The organism is Trichocoleus sp. AS-A1 (assembly GCF_039962015.1).
Taxonomy (GTDB): domain Bacteria; phylum Cyanobacteriota; class Cyanobacteriia; order Cyanobacteriales; family FACHB-T130; genus FACHB-T130.
Genome location: NZ_JAMPKG010000040.1, coordinates 16,479 through 37,388 on the forward strand (window position 1 = coordinate 16,479; position 20,910 = coordinate 37,388).

The following is a 20,910-nucleotide window of genomic DNA, read 5'->3' on the forward strand; positions in this document are numbered from 1 at the left end:
TTATATGGTTATGAAGACCATGACCGCCTGAAGTTAAAAAAGCCTTCTAAGAAGTCTTCCAATCGGGTATTTTTCCGAAGTCGTTGTCGGTGCCACTCGTTAGCAGTTTGCAGAATAATTTCTGATAAGGTGGGGGAAATCGTAGGCAGCTGACTGAGAGCATCCACTTTTATTTTCTGTCGCATAGCCAGCGCGATCGCCCCCATTAACTCAGCCGCTTCCATCCCCACTAGCGTTGCGCCCAGAATTTCTCCATTGCGACGCACCAGAATTTTACACAATCCCGTGATTTCCCCTAATATCTGGGCTGCTGCTACTGCCTTGAAATATTGTCGCAACACTAAGACATCTTTACCGTACTGGCGTCTCGCTTGTGCCTCGGTTAAGCCAACCCGCGCCAGCATCGGTTCAGAAAAAACGCCTGTAGGAATGCCGCGATAGTCTACTTTGAAAATGGGTGCAAACAAAGCATTTTTTAGGGCGATGCTGGCTTCGTACTGGGCGATGTGGGCAGCTTGATAACCCCCAGCAACGTCACCACAAGCGTAGATACGGGGGTTCGTTGTTTGCAGTTTCTCGTTCAACTCCATCCCACGCCGATTCATCTTGACGCCAACACCTTCCAAGTTTAAACCTGTGACATTTGGTTGCGGTCGAGTACATAGCAAAATTTCATCGGCTTCAATCGCTTTGTTGCCAGCGAGAACCCACTTTTTGTCGTCAATTCGTTTAACTTGCGTCACTTCTGTTTGAGTCAGGACGCGGACACCCTCAATGTCTAGCTGTGCTTGCACCACTCTCGCCGCCTCTGGGTCTTCTTTCGGCAGAATGTGGGAACTGCGTACCACTAGGGTGACATCAGCGCCCAATCGAGATAAAGTCTGTGCCAGTTCGGTGCCAGATGCGCCACCGCCAATGACCACCCAGCAGAGGCGAGGAGATGCGTCTACAGCTATCTGTTCGGGGGATTGCTGCCAAATATCTATCGGCGTCCGATAGCCAGTAGCTTCGAGTCCGTCAATTGCTGCAATCCCCGGACGAGAACCCGTGGCAATCAGGTAGGCACGCGATCGCAATCTCCGTCCATTGACGACAAAAGCGAGGTAAGGTTTACGGCAAAATTCACCTTCCCCAACAATGACATCAACACCCAAAGAAGCCAAAATCGCTGGGGAATGTTGTTCTTCTAAGGTGGAGACGACGCCATCCGCCCACTGGATTGCCTCAGTCAATCGCACCCCTGGAACGGGTTGCTGTTCTGTAGAATCAGCCAGATCCCAGGGAATACCGAATCGATTGAAGTCACTTTGCGGGTGAATCACTCGCCTAACCTGAGTCAAAGCTTTGGTATAGAGAGACCCTAACTGTAAGGACGATTGCCAGCGTCCCTCAGGAGGCGGCTGGGGTTCGACTAAGGCGACGCGGGCTTGCAGGTTGGCAGCCGCAATTGCGGCATGACGCCCTGCCTCCGTGCCGCCTATTACGACTAAGTCGTACTCAACTGCCATGATTTGTTCTTTGTCAGTTGTTAATTGCTAATGTGTTGATTGCTAATGGCTAATCGGAAAAATGAACAATTAGCCATTAGCGATTAGCCATTACAAAATTGCTGCTAGACCGTCGATTAGGCGCTGGTTATCAACTTCGGAACGCACGGCGACTCGGAAATAGCGATCGCCCAATTCTGGAAAGCTCAAGCAGTCACGGATCAGAATTTTACTCTGCTTGAGGAGTTTTTCCTGTACTTGCGAACTGGGTTGTTCTGACTCAACCAGCAAAAAGTTAGCAGCACCCGGTAGCGGTTGCAATCCCGGTATTTGCGCCAAACCTTGGAACAGGTGGGACTTTGCCGGTTCCAACCAATCCCAAGTTTGCTGTTGAAATTGTGTATCCTGTACCACAGCGACACCAGCGGCTGCGGCTAAGGTGTTGACAGGCCAAGGATCTCGCCACTGTTGCCAGCGCCGCAGGCGGTCTGGGTGAGCGATCGCATAACCTAAGCGCAGCCCTGGCAGACTGTAGAACTTAGTGAGCGATCGCAGAATCACCAAATTTGGGTAGTCTTGCACCACTGGAATTAGGCTTTGCTGCTGGGAAGGCGGCAGAAAATCCATAAAGGCTTCATCCATCACCACCAGCGTAAATTTCTCCAGATAAGGGATCAGAGTCTCTCTGAAAAACATCTGACCCGTGGGATTGTGCGGGTTATTCACTAGTAGACCAGTGGGATTTTGGATTTTGGATTTTGGATTTTGGATTGGGAATTCTAAATCCAAAATCGAAGCTCGAAAATCGGGAAGCGGGCACTCATGTACGTTGGCGCTAAACGTCCGGAGTGCCCGCCAGTAATCGCCAAATGCTGGTGTCACCAGACACGTTCCCGTCAGTTCTGATAAATCCCAACTTGCCCAGGTTAGTAACTCTGCCGAGCCGTTCCCAGGCAGAATCCAGTCTGGCGGGAGTTGGTGCAGCTGACCCAGAGACACCCGCAACTCGGCATAATCTGGGTCAGGATAGGCACGTAAGCGCTCTAGATGTGCCCCAATCGCCGCGAGTGCCGACTGGGGAGGCCCCAACGGGTTAATACTGGCAGAAAAATCAACAATGAGGTCGGGGGAACAGCCTGCCAGTGCAGCTGCCCAGGCTAAGTTACCCCCGTGAACAGGCCGAGTCAAGAATGATTGCCGCTTTGGATAAGTGGTTAATCTTCGGGCGCAACTTTTTCTTTAAACAACTTACCCGCAGAAAATGCAGGAACCTTCGTTGCGGGGATTTCCATTTTGTCCCCAGTTTTAGGATTGCGACCCTCGCGGGCTTTGCGTTCCCGCGATTCAAAAGAGCCGAATCCCACCAAAGTCACCTTATCGCCAGAAGAAACAGCTTCCATGATAGCTTCCAAGGCAGCCGTCAAAACAGCATCTGCTTGCTTCTTAGTGACAGAAGCCTTGTCTGCCACTGCATCAACCAATTCACCTTTATTCATGTTTAGTCACTCCAAATGGTTTGTACGGGCGTGATTATCACTAGCTCTAAAGTCCCTATTTGGGGCTTTAGACACGAGCCTTTGAGGGCAATTTAGCCTCAAAAAAGCTGAAACTCTCGCTGTCTCGAAGTTTCACTGCATTATTCTAAAGTCTGCGTGCTGGATATGGATCGTCGAAAGCTTTAAGTTATGTAGATTTGAGGTTTTTTTTGATTAATTTTTCGGCAACGGGCACTTTTTAAGAGTTGCACAGCCTAGTTTCCTAGCCAAAAACTCCGTCTACGGCACAACTTCCCCCTGTCGGAAGTCGAACAGGGGGAAGTTGTGTTTTGTCTCCTGAAGGCTCAAGCGATCGCTACTTGTTACTTACGCTTTGTTACTTACGCTCCAATATCTCACGCGCATTTTGTCCTGGGGTGTAGCTGTAGCCAAACGCGGCACGCGACGAGTCATCGATAATCTGAGGCGTCAGCAATACGATTACCTCTTGTCGCTGATTTACCTTGTTGGTACTTCTAAACAAGGCACCCAGCAGAGGAATATCGCCCAAAATTGGCACTTTGGATACTGTGGTTCGCTCTGAATCTTGAATAATGCCCGACAAAATTAGTGTCTGACCATCTCGCAGGCGAAGTTGTCCAGAGTTCAGGTTACGCACCGTCAGCAAAGCGATTTGGTTGACATCATCACCAACGACTATATTTTGCTGACCGCCAATCGCAGTTACGGTGGGATTTACCGCTAAAGTGACGAAACCATTATCGTCAATCCGCTCGACTCTGATATTGAGGATTAAACCTGCCTGTTTAATTTCTGCGGTGACGGTTGTATTCGTCGTATTTTCAGTTGTTTCCGTTTCCCGCCGAATATTACCCACAACCTCTTGAGTCAGATTGACGGTAGCCGATTGTCCTTCCTGGACAACCAGAGTCGGGTCAGTCAAAATCTTAGCGTTGCCACTTTGAATCTGAGCCTGTAATGACGAGAGAAACCGGCTGGGGAATTGGAAGAAGCTAGGAAGAGCTGTAGTAACTGTTCCCAGCGTTCCCGCTGTGAAGGTAGCAGTAGTAGTAGCAGGAGTACCAGGAGTAGCAGGAATAATTGTCCCAGGGGTTCCTGGGGGAGAACCAGCAGGAGCAGGAATGAATACAGCAGGAGTTCCTGCTGTACCAGGAGTTGTCGTGACAGTACTTTCGTTTGGCGTTCCCCGTGTAAAGTCTGTGATACCTGCTCGGAACGGGTTTCCTGAAACTCCCGCGCTAGGTTGAGGAAATAATAAAGGCGCTCCTGGCGTCTCGTTAACAGTCACAGCAGGATTATTCCCCGGATTGATAATCACGCTTCTGGTGCCTGATCCAGTTCCTGGAACAGGTACGGCGTTGTTGAAATCTAGGAAGGTATTTCCACCTGCAAAGGGGTTCGGGATGACTGTTGGAGAAACCTGACTGCCAGCCGTTTGCGCCGCCGTAGGTGGTCTGACACCGCCATAATTAAAGACTGCGGCTCCTCGGTCAACGTTGAAGAAACTGTCCCCGATCCCGAAGGAGAAGCTAGTATTAAAGTCTTTGGTGTTCAATAGGTTGACATCAACGACCTTGACATTCACCGCAACCTGGCGACGGCGGGCATCTAGCTGGGTCAAGAGGTTTGTCGCAATTTCAACTTTGCGAGGAGAGCCAACCAGGGTGATGGCATTGAGTCGCTCGTCGGCTGATACTGCTAACCCTTTGAGTAGTAAGGGGGCATTTCCCTCAGTAGCTCTCAGTGCTAAAATGCTTGGCGTTCTAATTTCTACGGTTCGAGCGGCGGCTCCCTCTCCAATGGTCTGAATTTGAATTTGCTCTGTAGGGATTTGCGTCTCTGCCCCTTGGGTCGTCAAGAAGTTCGCTGCTGCCGTCACAGGGACTTGATTGAGTCGCAGGCTGCGCGTGATGATATTTCGAGCATCGTCAGGCAGTCTGGCACCCACAAAAATTGTTCGTCCAACTCGGTTGGCTTCTAAACCGCTCAGCTGAAGGACGTAGTTGAAGACATCTTGAACTGGCTCATTTTCGATATCTAGGGAAATCGTAGGTCCCCCCTCGGTAGCACCACCTGGGCCAGGAGCGGCTGCTGGTTGCCCCGGAGTCCCGCCTGCTGCCGCGCCTCCCGTAAAGGCAAGGTTGAGACCCGCAGAACGGGCAAGCAGTCCTAAAACTTCTCGGACGGGAGCATCCCGCAACACTAAGCGGGGTACGCGCTCAGCTGTACCGAGATCGATGACAGCGGGGGCAGCATTGGTGTTGGAGGTAGTAATATCGCCGACTGGGGGCGCGATCGCTCTCGGCAAGAAAGGCGGTGCCGGACTGACGGGTTGCACTGTCCCCGCCGCTGGAGCCGGAACTCCATCAATCGTAATGCGCGGGTTTGGTACCAGAACATCTGGGTTTGGCGGGTTGATGACTGGTTGAGGCTGAACCTCTGGTAGACCGGGCGCGGGGGTTATGCCACTGGGTGCTGGAACCTGAGGGCTTTGACCGGGTGCCGTTTGGGGGAATACACCGCCCGGAACTGGCGTTTGAGCGAGTCGGGTTGGAGTCGGTGGCGTCTGTGCCGTGGGTGCAGGTGCAGTAGGAGAAGAATTAACAGGTGCCTGGGAGGAGAGCGTCGGCGGTGCAACAGAGTTAACGTTTAAGGTGATTCCCCCTTCCTTGTTCTGGCTAATCTGCCCGGTCGGTTTGCTGTTAGCTGCGCTGACTGTTACTCGGACACTATTGTCCTCCCGCTGGCTCACGACGATTGACTCAATGCCAGGAGCCGGATTTTCCTGACGGAAGCTGTCTCCCTCAGGTAAGCTCAGTCGGGCATTCAGCACATCTGCCGTTAACTCATTGCCACGGCTGAGTGTGAACATCTGAGGGCGTAGGACAGTGTCCTTGCCGGAGCGATCGCCCTCAGATGTCTTTAGCATCACTTCAACACCGTTATCCGTGGGATTGAGTTGCACAGCGGTTACTTGCGTGGCAGCTGCTAAGACCCGTTGTGTTCCGGGTAGAACCAGTGCTGAACCGAGCAAGATTCCACCCAATATTGATAGCTGTTTCACCGTTTCCTCCTCACACAAAAGCAATTTTTGCACCTGAACAGCTTTCAGGTCGAATTCTCGACACCTACTTGCTGTCTCCTACTGGGGTGGTTGAGCTGCCGCTGCTGCTGCCGCTGCTGCTGCCGCCGCCTCTTTCGCTTCCTGCTCCGATAATGGCAGCAGCACCTCTAACCTAAAAGAGGTATTAATCAAGGTTCGCTCTTTTGGTTTGCCAGTGGGGACAATTTGACCCTGCCGGTTTACCGTAATTTTCTGACTGGTCGCCGCGTCCTTTAAATCTGATTTCAAGTCTTTTACTACTAGCAGTTGCTGGAGTCGCTCTAGACTTCTCAGAATCGATTGGGTTTGTCCGTAGTCGCCTTCAAAGCTTACATTGTATACCTTACGTTTGAGCTTACCATTGACTTCCGGCCCTAAAGATCCATCAGTAATAATGTCACTACTGCTAGCATCAGCGGCATCGTTTCTTCTTGGCTCATACTTGGTCAATTTACCCTGTCTTGCCTTAACAAAACGATTGATATCCAGCATTAAGGTATCCAGGGTTTTGGAGCTACCAAACATGGAAAGGACAGCAGCTCTTTGCTGTTTTGCCTTGCCTAGGTTTACTTTCGCCGCATCAATTTTTTGCTGGAGTTGTGCCTGTTGTTGAATTTGCTGCTCGGTGTTTTCTACATCAGTTTGCAGTTGTTGATAAGAAGTCCACGCAGGCAACAACAGGTTAGCGACCAAATAAGCTGCTCCTGCTAAACCCAACACTGCCAGCAAGGCACCGCTAACTGTTGGCGTGAAAGTAATACCAAAGGCACTGGGATAGGCAGCTTCATCTTGGCCTTCATCGGATGGTATAAAGTCTTGACTTACCGTCATTTTTGCAGCGCTCCTGTGTTCTGAAGGTTTCTAAGCCGAGTCGCTAATCCCACTGCACCTTTGCGCTCCCACTCTCTAAGTAACTGGGAAGCCGGGGCATCGCTCAGGCTCGTTTTAATGGTGTATTCCACCACTTTTGGCAATTTAATTTCTACTCTAGCGTTGGAATTTCCTTGATCCTGGGGCTGTTGCACCTGAGTTTGATTGTCTTTCAACTCAGCCGCCACAATTTGGGTATCTTCGCTATCGAATAACTTAGATCGCTGTAGCGTTAGCAAAAAGTCGTTCACTTCATCAAAGGAGCGAGCGTACCCTTTGATTGACACGTTAGAACTCGGAGGGGCAGCGGCAGCAGTGGGGCTAGGGGCTGCTGCGGCGGTGGCTGGATCTGGAGCGGTTTGTTCAATGCTGGTAATTTGTAGACCGGGTGGGACGCGATCGCGTATATCCTGCAAAATCGCTGACCACGGAGCCAATTGATTGAACACGCTGGCGAGTGCCTGCGTTTCTCCTTTCACTGCCTGAGTTTCGTTGTTGATTGCTTGAATTTGCTGCTCTTTGGCTTTGCCTTCATTGAGCCGCTGTTCCAATTGAGCTTTTTTGGCGGTCAATTGTTCGGTTTGGTTTTGCAGCAACAACCACAACGCCCCAACTCCTGCTGGCAACAGCAGACCGACTGCCAATCCCGCCAACAGCGGCGTCATGTTTTTATTCCCAGAGGGAGCTTTGGCACCGGGGACATCGCGGCGGATGATGTCCGGGCGATCCTTAAGAAAATTAATATCTAGGCTATACATCGCTTTAAACCTCTCGTAGTCCTAATCCCAATACGACTCCCAATCCCGGTCTTTGCACTGGTGAAATTTCCTCTATCACCTCCAAGGAAAGGGCCGCAACTGGGTCTACTTGTGTCGTTGGCAAGCTCAACCGTTGCGTGAAGAATTCATCCAGTTGTCCAATTCCTCCTCCTGGCCCAGCGAGTAGCAGCTGCGCCACTTCTAAATTTTCGCTCTGATTTAGATAAAAATCGATAGAACGACGCAGTTCGTCGGCAAGCTCTCCCAATACTCTAACCAAAGCCGCCATACCGGGATTGATCCCTGTTGCACCTGTGCGGACATTATCGACGGGGGTGTTGGGAATTGTCATCCCTTGCAGGATTTCAGTGTTTCTCGATGTCGGTAAATTCATCGCCCGATTGAGGGCACTCTGTAGTTGATATGTCCCAATCGGCACGGTGCGCGAGAATTGTGGCACCCCATCTACGATGATGGCAATCTCGGTGCTGTCGAACTCAATATCTACCAAAACGGCAGCTTCTTGAGGACCAAATTGCCGCAACTGCTCTCGAATCGTCCGAATCAGAGAAAAACTGCTAATCTCTAATACATCGATTTTTAATCCAGCTTCCCGGAAGGTTTCGATATAGGTATCTGTCACATCCTTGCGGGTGGCAACTAGCAGCACCTGCACCTTCTCAATTCCATCCTCATCGGTGAAAAATCCCAGCTTCTGGTAGTCTACATCTGCTTCCTCCCGTGGAAAAGGCAAGTAGAGACCGGCTTCGTGATCCAACACCATTTCCCGCAACTCTTTGTCATCAAGTTCCGCAGGCACTGGGATAACGCGCACCACGGCTTCGCGACCCGATACGGCAGTGGCGACGTTCTGGACTTTTATCTTACTTTCAGCGATCGCTTCCTTAATCAGTTCTGCTAAAGCTGGGGCATCGATAATCTTGCCTTCTTGAAAAACCCCTTCCGGAACTTCTTTCGAGGACAGCATTGTTAATTTGAATCCTTGCCCCTGCTTGCGTAGCTGAGCAATATTAATTCGTTCAGGGGCAATTTCTATACCAATTCCTTTGGTACGTTTCGATAATAATCCTTTAAATCGGGTGAACATATCTTTAGGTTTGCTGAGGGGAGCAGCCATAGAAAGTTTAGTTAGGTAAGAGAGATTGCGTATAGGGAAATAGAGACAGATTCATGGTACCCAATCTAGCTGACAAACACATCGGTAGAGACAAAAATACACCCTGATAGATTCCGTACCATTAGATATACCTCATCAGGTAGGATGAGTTACTGCTAGCTGGGTTACTGCTAGCTCTGAAAGTGGAATTGCAATTTACATGATCCGTAGGAAAACCTGGAGACGATTGGGCATCTGTACCCTATTAGGGTTCATTTTCAGCTGGGTTATCAGCTGTAGCCCTGGATCTGCCCCATCCGGAAAAGGGGAAATTGAGTTCTGGACGATGCAGCTGCAACCGCAGTTTACTGAGTATTTCAACAAACTGATTGCCAACTTTGAAGCCGAAAATACCGGCGTCAAAGTCCGCTGGGTGGATGTACCCTGGAGTGCGATGGAAAGCAAAATCCTGACGGCGGTTTCGGCAAAAACAGCACCCGATGTCGCGAACCTCAATCCGGACTTTGCCTCTCAGTTGGCGTCGCGCAATGCTTGGTTGAATTTAGATACTAAAGTTCCCCAGGCGGTGCGTCAGCAATATCTACCTAATATATGGAAGGCTAGCACGCTCAGCGACCAAAGTTTTGGCCTTCCCTGGTATTTAACGACGCGGGTGACGATTTACAACCAGGATTTGTTTAAAGCCGCTGGGGTAAGCAAACCTCCGGCGACTTATGCCGAACTGGCACAAGTTGCTCAACAAATTAAGGAAAAAACTGGCAAGTATGCGTTTTTTGCAACCCTAGTTCCAGAAGATTCGGCTGAGGTGCTGGAATCGATGGTGCAGATGGGGGTTCAATTGGTGGATGCCAATGGAGAGGCGGCTTTTAATACACCCGCAGGGAAAGCGGCGTTTCAGTATTGGGTAGACCTTTACCAGAAGAAGCTGTTGCCCCAGGAGGTATTGACACAAGGGCATCGACGTGCAGTTGAACTGTACCAAGCAGGTGAGACGGCGGTGCTAGCAACGGGCGCAGAGTTTATGGCGACGATTGAGAAGAACGCCCCAGCGATCGCGCAAGCCTCCGCTGCGGCACCCCAGATTACCGGCGAAACGGGTAAAAAGAATGTAGCGGTGATGAATCTGGTGATTCCCCGCGACACTCCAAATCCGGATGACGCCCTCAAATTTGCTTTATTTGTCACCAACGATCAAAATCAGCTGGCTTTTGCTAAGGCGGCGAACGTGTTGCCGTCTACAGTTCAGGCAGTGCAAGAGTACCAAAGCCAGATAGCCAGTAATCCGAAGGTGTCGCCAGTAGAACAAGCTCGCGTCATTAGTGCCAGCCAATTGACATCGGCAGAGGTTTTAGTCCCGGCGATGAAGGATCTCAACAAGTTGCAGAAGGCAATTTATGAGAATTTGCAAGCAGCAATGTTAGGGGAAAAGACGGTAGACAAAGCAGTTGGAGATGCAGCTTTAGCGTGGAATCAACGCTAGGGATTCACGCTAAAGCTGCCAGACCTAACCCCCAACCCCATCCCTAGTAGGGATGGGGAGCAATATTCAAGAGAAATATTCAAAACCCCTCTCCAAAACGGAGAGGGGTTTGGGGAGAGGTTTGGAGAGGCACTTTTTTCTCTAGATGGGGAGTTATCACACGATTACAGCAGTATTAGAGCTTGATGTGACTTCACGGGGCAACTCTAGGCGGAAAGTTGAACCCTCTCCCGGCTGACTTTCCACCTGTATTTTCCCATCCATCATGCGAACCAATCGGTCAGTAATGGCAAGTCCTAAACCCGTACCCCCATGAGTGCGCGTCAGGCTTTGACTGAGTTGTCGAAATTCTTGAAAAATTTCCTGGACTTCCGACTCCTCGATCCCAATGCCCGTATCTTTGACAGCGATCGCAATTTGGCCGGGTGTCGGTTCGCAAGCATCCACAGTAATGCTACCCGAATCGGTAAACTTAATCGCGTTGGAAAGAAGATTAACCAACACCTGCCGCACGCGATTACTGTCATTCACAACACAAGGATTATCAAGACTAACGTGAATATGCACTTCCAGGTGCTTCTGCTGAGCCAAGCTCTGGAGTTCTTCCACCGTTTGCGTGACTAGCTCGACTAAGTCAAATTCTTCCAAATTTAATTCCAGCTTTCCCGCCTCTAGCTTAGAGAAGTCCAGAATATCCTCAATCAGTTTGAGTAGGTGTTTGCCACTATTAAAAATGCGCTCCAGCATATGTATTTGGCTTTGGCCCAGCTGATGCTGAGCTTGGCGCATCAGCAATTGCGAAAAGCCTAGAATCGCATTCATCGGAGTCCGCAGTTCGTGGGACATCAGCGCCAAAAACTGCGACTTCAGCCGGACTTCTTCTTGAAGGCGCAAATTTTGTAAATGATAATAGCGAATTTTCTCCTCCGCTTGCTTGCGGGCGGTGATATCACGTAGCATCCAGCGCAGGGAAGACCCCTTACCTTGCTTATCTGGGACGCTGGCGACAGTCAGCGCAGCATTAAAGAGTTTGCCTTGACGCGATTTTAGTCGCACCTCCCACTCCTGAACTAAGCCTAATTTTGGCACCTGAGTCAGTTGGGAACGAAAGGCTCGACGAGCTTCTTCAGGCACAAATATGATTAGCGGTTTGCCCACTAGGTAAGTGGGCAAGATACCGAGAAGCTCAGCGGCGGCGCGGTTGGCTTCCCGAATCGTTCCAGCCGCATCTGTTACCAGGTAGCCGTCTGGAGCAAACTCGAATAGGTCTAGGTAGCGCTGGCGTTCCGATTCCAATGCTCCCCTCGCCCCTAACAACTCCTCATTCTGCTGGCGCAGTTCTTCTTCGGCTACGTGTAATTCTTCCAAAGCGGTTTTTAATTCTTCCAGCGATCCCGCTAGCAGCTCTGGCTGTTGCTGAGGCGATTCGGTGACACGCTGCTGTAACGCCGCTGCGCGTTGGCGTGCCGTCTCTATTTTCTCGGTAAACCGCTCTCCTTTTAGGTGAAAAGTCATGAAATTCTTGATTACTATCTTTTTTTAAACTTTTGTTAAGCTCTTGAATCACCCATTTTGCTTTTTGAGCAATTTGGAAATCAGATTAGCTGTAAGCGCCCTAAGCAACTAGACAAATCACACAAAGTTTTTAGCTTTTGGCAGCAAGTGCCGTTGAACTTAACTTTAATGAATAAATTCCCGTAACACACAAGGTGTGCAAAATCTTAGTAAAGACACTATGTACATACTTTGAGTTAACTGTAAGAAATTTATGTGTAAATCCTCTTTAAGGCTGATAAGTTAGGTGAAATCCATAAGCCGTAACCAGAGCTTTATGCACATACCTTTCCGTTCCTTCTCGAAACCAAACAAACCCGATCCCCCAGCCTTCTGCCCACTTCACGGTAAGCGTTGCCTGGTTAGAAGAAGAAAAAGATAAAATATTTTAGCTTTTTTTAGGGAGAAAGCGGCTAACTTTAACTTTTTTTTATCTTGTCGGATCGAGGTTTAGAAAGCGGTTAGTTTTATACCAGTAGGGTCGATTTTTTACACATACTTAGAAAAGATATTCCAAGACAGACTGTAGCTTTGAGATTTTTATAATATTGGCATAGCGCTGTGCAATTCTTGCATTAATACAATCACTCCCTGAATATCTTTTTTTAAAATAAATAGAGGCATACAGGTGACTTTACACTGAATTGTCCTCCCACGCCGGTTGATAGCATCTAGTGTTTCTTCGTGGTATTCCAAGTCCCCGGTTAAACAGCTTTGAATCGGCTGTCTAAGCTGCTCTACCGGCAAGCCAATCTTTAAATTTAGAAAGGGCTGTCCCTGGACTTCATCGGTTCGTAGTCCCCACAAATCTTCAGCTTGAGGATTCCAGATTTGGATGTTCAGTTGTTGGTTTAATACGGCAATGCCACCCGGTAGGCTGGTAAAAATAGACTTTAGAAAGGCGTTGGCTTGGTTAACCTGGTTGCTGGACAGCCGCAGTTTTTCTGTTGTTAGGCGTAGCTCTTCGTTACTTGTATCTAATTGTTCTGATTTTATTTGTAAATCTTCGTTACGCGCCTCTAAGCTATCAGCAGTGGTCTTAATTTGGGCGATCGCGCTTTGCAGGTTTTCGTTGACGACAAGCCAGTCGTGGTTTTTATTTTCTAAGGCGCGATCGCTCTTGGCTAATGCTTCGACAGTCGCTTGCAGTTGCTCATTGAGAAGTTGTAGCCTCTGTTTAGAGTATTGCACCTGGAACTGTCGAGATTGGTTCATGTCTTGGCGATCGCTCTCCATCGCTGCCAAACGCTCGTTGGATTGAGATAGCTCCTCGTGCGCCACCAGCAAGTCTTCCAAGACGAAGCAAAAGTCCTCAAACGCTGCCGTCGCCAACACGATTTGCTGCAAGAGTAATGCCTGTAGGGGCGATGAATCAATGGCTAATAAATATTTGTGCAGGATTGCCAAGTGTTGTTGTAGAAGGATTATCTGCTGGGAAAACTTGTCCTCATTCATTCAGGAACTCCTTCTTGCTCCTCCATGAATAAAAGCACTTCTCGAATTTCTCCCTCCTTCCCTAACAAAGGTTTACAAGAGACTTTACACTCAATTGCCTTGCCGCGTCGGTTAGTGGCATTGAGGATAATTTCTTGTAAATCGTTCTCCCCAGCTAGACAGTTGCGAATCGGCTGTTTGAGTTGCTCTACTGGCAAGCCAATATCTAAATTTAGAAAGTGTTGTCCTTGGATTTCATCGCTTCCCAGTCCCCACAACTCCTCAGCTTTGCGATCCCAACGCTGGATATGCATATCTCGCCCGACTACGACGATGCCGCCCCGAAGAGTGCCTAAAATCGACTCTAAAAAGGCGTTTGCGTCGTTGAGTTCTTCGCTGCGGCGGTGCATTTCATCGTTAAGAGCCTGCAATTCCTCATTCGTGGATTGTAGCTCTTCGTTCATGGTTTCTAGCTCTTCGTTAGAGGATTGGAGTTCCTCATTTGTCGTCTCTAACTCTTCGTTAGAGGATTGGAGTTCCTCGTTCGTCGTTTCCAACTCTTCATTCGTAGACTGGAGTTCCTCATAAGCCATTTCCAGTTCTTGGTTGGATTGTTGCAAATCGTCCTGTAGCCGTTTGTAGCGGCTGACATCAATGAAGGAAATACTGACGCCTAAAAGATTGTTGGATACCTCTACGAGCGGTACCACCAGCACGTCTAGAGTAATCGTTTCGCCTTTCGGGGTTTGCCACGGCACATCCCTGACAGTAATCTGTCGGCGCTCCGCATAGGCTTGATCGATACAAGAGCGTAATTCCAGGGGACGATAAGAAATTTCTAAATCTTGCAAGGGGCGACCCAGATCCTTCGGACTCAAGGGAAACATTGCCCTAGCACGTTCGTTCACCAGCACTAAAAAGCCATTGACATCTATCACTATTTGGGATGTCGGACTGCTGTCGAAGGCGACTTCCCGAATGCGGACATGAGTGGCTAGATTGTTCACTGCCTCCTCGCTGCCAGACTGAGCCATAAGCAACAACCGTTCGCGTATTCCTATTTTATGGGCTTTGGTAAAGATACGCCGCTTCAAATCCACAGGTGTGAAAGTGTGGCTGTGGCTGAGCAACATCTCCGCCTTCCCTAAAAAGATAAAGCCACTGTCATTCAGGGCAAAGTGAAAGCGGGAGAGGATTTTAGATTGAGTTTCGGCATTGAAATACATCAAAGTGTTGCGACACACCAGTAAGTCAATGCGGGAGATGGGAGCATCAATCGTCAAGTTGTGACGCCCAAAAATCACCGAGCGACGCAGAGCCTTGCGAAAGTTATAGCCGCGAGCGCATTCCTCGAAGTACTTCTCTACCATTTCCGGAGCCAGATCCGCGACATCCTTCGCTGAATAGGTCGCTTGGCGGGCTAGATTGAGGGCTTCCTCGTCTAACTCGGTGGCATAAATTTTCACCCGTTCTTTGAACTGTTCCACTCCCAGCGCTTCAGCGAACGCCATCGCGATAGTATAAGCTTCTTCTCCAGAGGCACAGCCAGCACTCCAGATGCGGATCGGTTCGTTGATTTGTTTGCGGGCGGCAATGGTGGGAACGATTTCTTCAATAATGTAATCCCAGGCTGAGCGATCGCGGAAGAAGGCAGTTACATTAATCAACAACGTGTTAAACAGGTGAATAAATTCTTCTGGATATACTTCTAGGTAATCCATATAATCGTTGTAGCTTTCCAGTCCTACTATCTGCATCCTTTTCAGGACGCGACGCATCAGAGAGGAACGTTTGTAGCCAGTAAAATCAAAGCCACGGCTGCCTTTAAGATACTCTAGCAGCGCTTCAAATTCAGGGTTGAGGATTGAGCGATCCATAAGTAGTTGTTAGTTATACCAGTTTTCCATAAGTGCAATACGGTTTTGACCTCGCTTCCATTCCTCTAGAAGAATCTGAGAGAGGCTTTGAATTGTCCGCCCACAACCGCGTTGGGAAGAGGGTTAGCGCTTAGGTTTTCTCTGTATATCTTACCCGATCGAAAATGACTATAATAGCTACTCGCTTAATCGAATATTTTTTTACACAACATCAATTTAGTATATTAGCGTAATTAAATCTCACGCTTTGGGAGTGGTAGAAAGGTTAGTTGTCAATCGCAGCAAGCTGAGGACTTAATGACTACTGAGGATTTCCGATTCCCAGTCTTCAACAAAGTTACATTGATTGCTCACAGTTTGATTAGCGATTCGTGGTAAATCGCTAGCTTTTTGCCCTATTTTTATTAGCCAATTTTATCTATAAATGATTGGATTTAGTGGCAACAATTTGCCATTTGCAATTAGCTATTTACCAGATTCACCAAAGTAGCAGCAATTTCATTTAAGGGGAGTATCCAATCGACTGCTCCAGTTTCAATTGCGGCTCCCGGCATCCCAAAATACTGCGAAGATTCCCGATCTTGCGCGATCGCGATTCCGCCCATTTGTTTAATCGCTCTGATGCCGGTTGCACCATCCTTACCCGTCCCGGTGAGGACAACCGCGATCGCTCGTTCTTTAAAACTCGCCGCGATTGATTCAAAGAGTAGATCAGCGGAGGGACGGACAAAATGCACCAGTTTCGTCTGGGTGAGGGAGAGAGTGGCGTCAGGGTCGATCAGCAGGTGATGATTCGGCGGCGCGATATAGATTGTCCCCGGACGCATTTGCTCTCTTGCTTCTGCCTGCTTGACGGGTAGAGACGTGCGACGATTCAGGATTTCTGCGAGTAGGCTGGGATGTTTGGGGTCTAGGTGCTGGACGATGGCGATCGCTGCCGGAAAGTCTTTTGGCAAGCCAGAAATCAATTCGGTGATGGCTTTTATCCCACCGGCAGACGCTGCCACTGCCACGATGGGAAAGGTAATCAAAGGGTGAGAATTTTCTTCGGTTTCTGGGTTTGCTCCTGCTTTTCTCCAATTCTCCTTTTCTACCTGCTTCCCATTTTCCGGGTGTACCTCGGTATCTTTCTCTTTGTCCCCATTGCCATTTAAAAGCAGTTGCCGGATGATGGTAGCGTTTTGCTGAGCTTCGTGCGCCTGTTCTTCAAAGCGTTTGGCTGACCGAGTTTGGTTGCGATCGCGTGCCCCTTGATGCATCCGACGGGACAAAGCGGCACGTTCTTCGAGTGCCCTAAACGCATTCCACAGTGCCGTCTCTAGTGCCTCAGATTGCTCTGCCAGCAGAGTCTCGACGGAATAGGCGTGACCCGTGCGGCAGCGGAACCGAAGCAACTGACTGTCGTGCAGTTCCCACAGGGCACCCCCGCAATCTGGACAGCCGAAGCCGGAGGGCGTTCCGGGTCTGTCATCTTTGTATATGGAAGCCATATCTAATTCTGCGCTCTCGGATTCCATTTCCATCTCATCAGTTACAGGCTCTTTTTCCTCGGCTGCCACTGACTCTTGAGCCAAGCTTACCAGGGTAGGAGCGATCGCTGACAAAGGCAAAATATAATCGACTTCTACGTTCTCGATAGCGCTACGGGGCATTCCGGGAAACAAGGCGTCGTTGGGATCTTGAACCACTGCGACACCGCCTCGCTGCTTCACCGCTGCGAGTCCCGCCGTCCCGTCGTCAAGATTGCCCGATAGCACCACACCCACCACTCGCCGTCCATAGAACTGGGCTGCCGTGCGAAATAGGGGATCGATGGCGGGTCTGTGACCGTTCTCCTTAGGACCACGAGCCAGGTGGATGTATCCGCGTTTAACTAATAAATGGTAATTGGGGGGTGCCACATAAATCCGCCCATGTTGAATCGCCTCGCCGTCCTTGGGATGAGATGCTTTCAAAGAGCCGCAGCGATTCAGGATACTTGGCATGGCGCTGGTGCTGTGGGCAGGGAAGTGTATGACGACAAAGATTGCAGCTGGCAAATCCGGCGGCAAAGCCTTGACCAGTTGAGTCAGCGCTTCTACCCCACCGGCAGAGGCACCGAGGACGATAATATCGTGACCAGACATTTATTTTCTCAATGCAGCGGATGAATTAAATTACCCAATCAAGCGAAGACCGAATTCTCAAAACTCTTTTCAATCGAACAAGTAGCTGAATCATCGCCGCAGACGCTTCGAGATCCTGTATTGGTTACTTTAGGCTAACATCTGTCACTCGTCATCAATCCTCGGCATGAAAGCGCTTACTGAGTGTAGAGCAATTCTATTTGAATTGTGAGGGTGTAGGGCACCCTTGATTGAGAACTGCCTCGACACAACTGATTCGATGAAAACAAGCTAAATACTGACTCGGCGGGGAAATTTTACATTGAAGGTAGATCCGTGACCTAAATGACTTTCCACTGATATTTTTCCATGCATTAATTGCACTAATGAGTGAGTGATGGCAAGCCCTAAACCCGTACCCGGATATTTTTTGGCGAGGGACTGATCGACTTGCCGAAATTCTTCAAAAATATGCTTTAAGTTTTCCTCAGCAATTCCAATTCCGGTATCTTGAACGCTAAGTAACACTTGATCCGGGGAAATTTCTTGTACTTTGATGCACACGCTTCCGGTGTCAGTGAATTTAATCGCATTGGAGAGAAGATTTACCAAAATCTGCCGCAGCCGAGCGCTATCATTCAATATCTGAGGGTTTTGTAAATTTGCCTCAACTTGCAGCTCCAAATGCTTTTCTGAAGCAAGCGATCGCAATTCTTCTGCGGTTGTTCTCACTAGCACTGGCAGATTAAATTCTTCCAGTTTGAGTTCCAATCTTCCGGCTTCAATTTTTGAGAGGTCAAGGATGTCATTAATCAGCGTTAGCAGGTGTTTCCCATTGCTGAGGATGCGATCTACCATGTCCAATTGTTGCGGGCTAAGCTGATTTTGCCGCTGGCGCAACAGCAGTTGAGAAAAGCCGATCACGGCATTCATCGGCGTCCGCAGTTCGTGGGACATGGTGGCGAGAAACTGCGATTTCAACCGCGCTGCTTCCATCAATTGCAGATTCTGAAGTTGAATTTGCGTGGAAAGATTTTCGAGTTCCTTGTTTTGCTGAGCCAGGATTTCGTTTTGTAAAGCTAAGCGTTCCTCTCGTTCTTCTAAAGCATTGATCAGACGGGCATTATTAATCGCGATCGCGGCTTGTTCTCCCACCGCCGCCAGCAGATATCGGTCTTCTTCGTCAAACGCATGAGAATTTTCCCAATTACCGATTGCCAGCACGCCCAACCGTCCCGCTTGCGCGGACTCAATCGCCACCACATAAAGTGAAGCTGGCAACTCTGAGGGCTTTACGGTGTCGGATGTCGAGTGGAGGAAAGCGGCTTGTTCCCCTTCGATAAGCTGAGAAATCCCAGTCAAAAATACCTGAGAAAGCAATCCTTCCCCCGAACTAAAACCATCTTCCAGGCGCAATTTTTCCGTACCGATTCCCGCCGTCACCGTTAAGACCAGGCGATTGCACTGGGGGTTTTGCAGCATGATAAAGCAAAACTGGGCACCCGCGATCGCATCGCAAACCGCTTGAACCATCACCCGTAACAAACCGGGTAAGTCACTCAGGCGCTGGTTTAGTAAATTTGTCAGCTGCTGGAGTGTCCGGAGTTGTTGCTGTTGTTCGCCCAGAATGATGATCGCCTTGCGTAAGTTCTCGGTCGCCGCTTGCGCTTCCCGGTATAATTTTCCATTTTCGACCGATAAGGCAGCGCGACGGGCAAGTTCCTCTGCCAGAGCCAAGTCCATCGCATCGTAGCGGCGTTTCTCTTGAGTGGACACCAAGGAAATTGCCCCCAACGTGCGATCGCGCACTAACAGGGGCACCACCATGTAAGACTGAAAGCCCAGCTCCCGAACGATTTGCAGATGTTCGGCATTGCGGGTCGCAGCTACGAGCATTTCGTCGTCAATTTCAACGGCAAATTTTGGTTTGCCCGTGCGTAATACAATGCTTGCGGGGTGTTCTCCATCCGGGTCGGGGGGGAACAGATGCAGCACCTCTTGCACCAACTTCTCTGGAGAGGGGTTTGCATAAGCCGTCCCCATCCGATGAATTGAGCCGTCGGCTGCCAGAATATCTACTATGCACACGTCGGCTAAGTGGGGCACTGCCAATTGAGCCAGATTCTCGAGGGTTGTTTTGTAATCTAGAGAAGCTGAAAGGACAGCACTCGCTTCTGCCAGAAATCGCTGGTTTTCTAATGCCCGCTTGCGCTCTGTAATATCGCTAATAATTCCAGACATTCGGAAAGGCTTGCCGTTCCCATCTCGCTGCGCTTTGCCTCTGGCAATGCAGTAACGATAATGCCCAGAAGCGTGCAACAGCTTAAATTCCACATTACATTCAACTTGATGCTCCAGGTGATCGCGGATGCTCTGGACGATGCGGTATCGATCTTCTGGATGCAAAAGTTGGCACAATGCCTGGTAATTGCCGACAAATTCTTCACGGGACAAGCCGCTGATTTCAAAACAGCGGTCATTCCAATAAACGGTGTTGGTGGTGATATCCCAGTCCCAAATTCCGTCGTTCGATCCCTCTAGAACAAACCGATAGCGTTCTTCGCTTTCTTTGAGTAATTGGTTGGCTTCTGATGCCTGTCTTTCCGCTCGATAGAGGCGAAGCGCATTGTGCAGGCTGCGAGAGAGACTTTCTGGAGAAACTTTGCCTTTAGAAATATAGTCGGATGCTCCGGCTTTCATCAGTTCGACGGCAGTTTGTTCGTCTCCCTGACCCGTCAAGACGACCAAGGGGATTTTAAAACCAGACGAGCGGATATTTTGAACGAGGGTGAGTCCATCCCCGTCAGGCAAGCGATAGTCGAGGAAGACACAGTCAAAATGGTCGCTGTGTAAAGTAGCGATCGCTCCTTGGCAGTCGCTGGTTTCTACTAATTCCATTTGCACGCCAGCCGTTTTGAGCGACCGGCGAACCGCCATCCGGTCTACTTCATCATCATCGACTACCAGGATTTTTAACTTTTCTTCCATAACCATTCAAGGACGGAATTCGTAAAAAGCTTTGAGTTTTAAATTTTAAGTTTTGAATTAAAGAATTTTCTTGTAATTCATCACTCATCACTCATCACTCTTACAATCCATTACCCATTCTCCAAAATTAGGGCATTTCACTGAGCATCCAATATTGATTGAGCGTTGCCACTACCTCCACGAATTTAGCAAATGTTACGGGTTTGACAATATAACCCGCTACATTGAGATTGTAGGCTTCCACCTTGTCTTTATCTTCATTGGAAGTCGTTAGTACAATCACTGGAATTGCTTTGAGTTCTGGGTCTGCCCGCAATTCACGCAAAAATTCAATTCCACCCATTTTGGGCATATTCAAGTCGAGTAAGACCAGCCGCCGCTCTCGCGGAACCTTTGTTGAATCGTCAGTCCCCCGCAACATAGCTAGTGCTTCTAGCCCGTTATTGGCAACATAGAAGGGATTTTGAATATTATTTTTTTTGAATGCCCGTTTTACGGTCATCACATCAACTTCGTCGTCATCAACTAGCAAAAGGTTTGTCATCTTATCTACCATGATTTAAAAAACTATTGATTATTATTTTTTTATTCATTTTTTT

At 49.0% G+C, this 20,910-nt stretch carries 14 protein-coding genes; 1 reads left to right on the plus strand and 13 read right to left on the minus strand.

The genetic code is table 11. From position 1 onward, the window contains the following. Positions 1–8 precede the first annotated feature (8 nt). From NC994_RS23180 to NC994_RS23210, 7 genes are all read right to left on the minus strand, one after another. Positions 9–1,508, minus strand: coding sequence for an NAD(P)/FAD-dependent oxidoreductase (locus tag NC994_RS23180; RefSeq protein ID WP_190439966.1), 1,500 nt, complete (start codon positions 1,506–1,508; stop codon positions 9–11). 90 nt (positions 1,509–1,598) lie between these two features. After that, positions 1,599–2,675: a threonine-phosphate decarboxylase CobD gene (gene cobD / locus NC994_RS23185; protein ID WP_190439969.1), complete on the minus strand. Its 1,077-nt coding sequence runs from the start codon at positions 2,673–2,675 to the stop codon at positions 1,599–1,601. A gap of 26 nt (positions 2,676–2,701) precedes the next feature. Continuing rightward, the gene (locus NC994_RS23190; RefSeq protein WP_190413637.1) at positions 2,702–2,983 is read right to left on the minus strand and encodes an HU family DNA-binding protein; all 282 of its coding nucleotides are present in this window, start codon (positions 2,981–2,983) and stop codon (positions 2,702–2,704) included. A gap of 376 nt (positions 2,984–3,359) precedes the next feature. Next, the gene (locus tag NC994_RS23195; protein ID WP_190439971.1) at positions 3,360–6,068 is read right to left on the minus strand and encodes a type IV pilus secretin family protein; all 2,709 of its coding nucleotides are present in this window, start codon (positions 6,066–6,068) and stop codon (positions 3,360–3,362) included. Between the two features lie 78 nt (positions 6,069–6,146). Further along, positions 6,147–6,938, minus strand: coding sequence for a hypothetical protein (locus tag NC994_RS23200; RefSeq protein ID WP_190439974.1), 792 nt, complete (start codon positions 6,936–6,938; stop codon positions 6,147–6,149). Further along, on the minus strand, positions 6,935–7,735 hold the full coding sequence (locus NC994_RS23205; protein ID WP_190413631.1) for a PilN domain-containing protein: 801 nt from the start codon (positions 7,733–7,735) through the stop codon (positions 6,935–6,937). The genes NC994_RS23200 and NC994_RS23205 overlap by 4 nt, the downstream gene beginning before the upstream one ends. Positions 7,736–7,739: 4 nt before the next feature. Continuing rightward, positions 7,740–8,843 (minus strand): type IV pilus biogenesis protein PilM, encoded by a 1,104-nt coding sequence (locus tag NC994_RS23210; protein ID WP_190413781.1) that lies wholly within the window; start codon positions 8,841–8,843, stop codon positions 7,740–7,742. Positions 8,844–9,072: 229 nt separating this feature from the next. Here NC994_RS23210 and NC994_RS23215 point away from each other — a divergent pair, with 229 nt between their 5' ends. Continuing rightward, a complete protein-coding gene (locus NC994_RS23215; RefSeq protein ID WP_190439977.1) occupies positions 9,073–10,353 on the plus strand; it encodes a sugar ABC transporter substrate-binding protein in 1,281 nt (426 codons plus the stop codon). Between the two features lie 156 nt (positions 10,354–10,509). Here NC994_RS23215 and NC994_RS23220 read toward each other — a convergent pair whose 3' ends face one another. The 6 genes from NC994_RS23220 to NC994_RS23245 form a co-directional block, all read right to left on the minus strand. Next, positions 10,510–11,868 (minus strand): ATP-binding protein, encoded by a 1,359-nt coding sequence (locus NC994_RS23220; protein ID WP_190439979.1) that lies wholly within the window; start codon positions 11,866–11,868, stop codon positions 10,510–10,512. 579 nt (positions 11,869–12,447) lie between these two features. Then, positions 12,448–13,362: a PAS domain S-box protein gene (locus NC994_RS23225; protein WP_190439981.1), complete on the minus strand. Its 915-nt coding sequence runs from the start codon at positions 13,360–13,362 to the stop codon at positions 12,448–12,450. Continuing rightward, positions 13,359–15,218, minus strand: coding sequence for a CheR family methyltransferase (locus tag NC994_RS23230; protein ID WP_190427575.1), 1,860 nt, complete (start codon positions 15,216–15,218; stop codon positions 13,359–13,361). Before NC994_RS23230 ends, NC994_RS23225 begins: the two co-directional genes overlap by 4 nt. A gap of 461 nt (positions 15,219–15,679) precedes the next feature. Next, on the minus strand, positions 15,680–17,344 hold the full coding sequence (locus tag NC994_RS23235) for a chemotaxis protein CheB (RefSeq protein WP_190439984.1): 1,665 nt from the start codon (positions 17,342–17,344) through the stop codon (positions 15,680–15,682). Between the two features lie 270 nt (positions 17,345–17,614). Then, entirely contained in the window at positions 17,615–20,311 is a 2,697-nt protein-coding gene (locus tag NC994_RS23240; RefSeq protein WP_190427568.1) for an ATP-binding protein, read from the minus strand. Positions 20,312–20,438: 127 nt separating this feature from the next. Continuing rightward, the gene (locus NC994_RS23245) at positions 20,439–20,867 is read right to left on the minus strand and encodes a response regulator (protein ID WP_190413616.1); all 429 of its coding nucleotides are present in this window, start codon (positions 20,865–20,867) and stop codon (positions 20,439–20,441) included. Positions 20,868–20,910 lie beyond the last annotated feature (43 nt).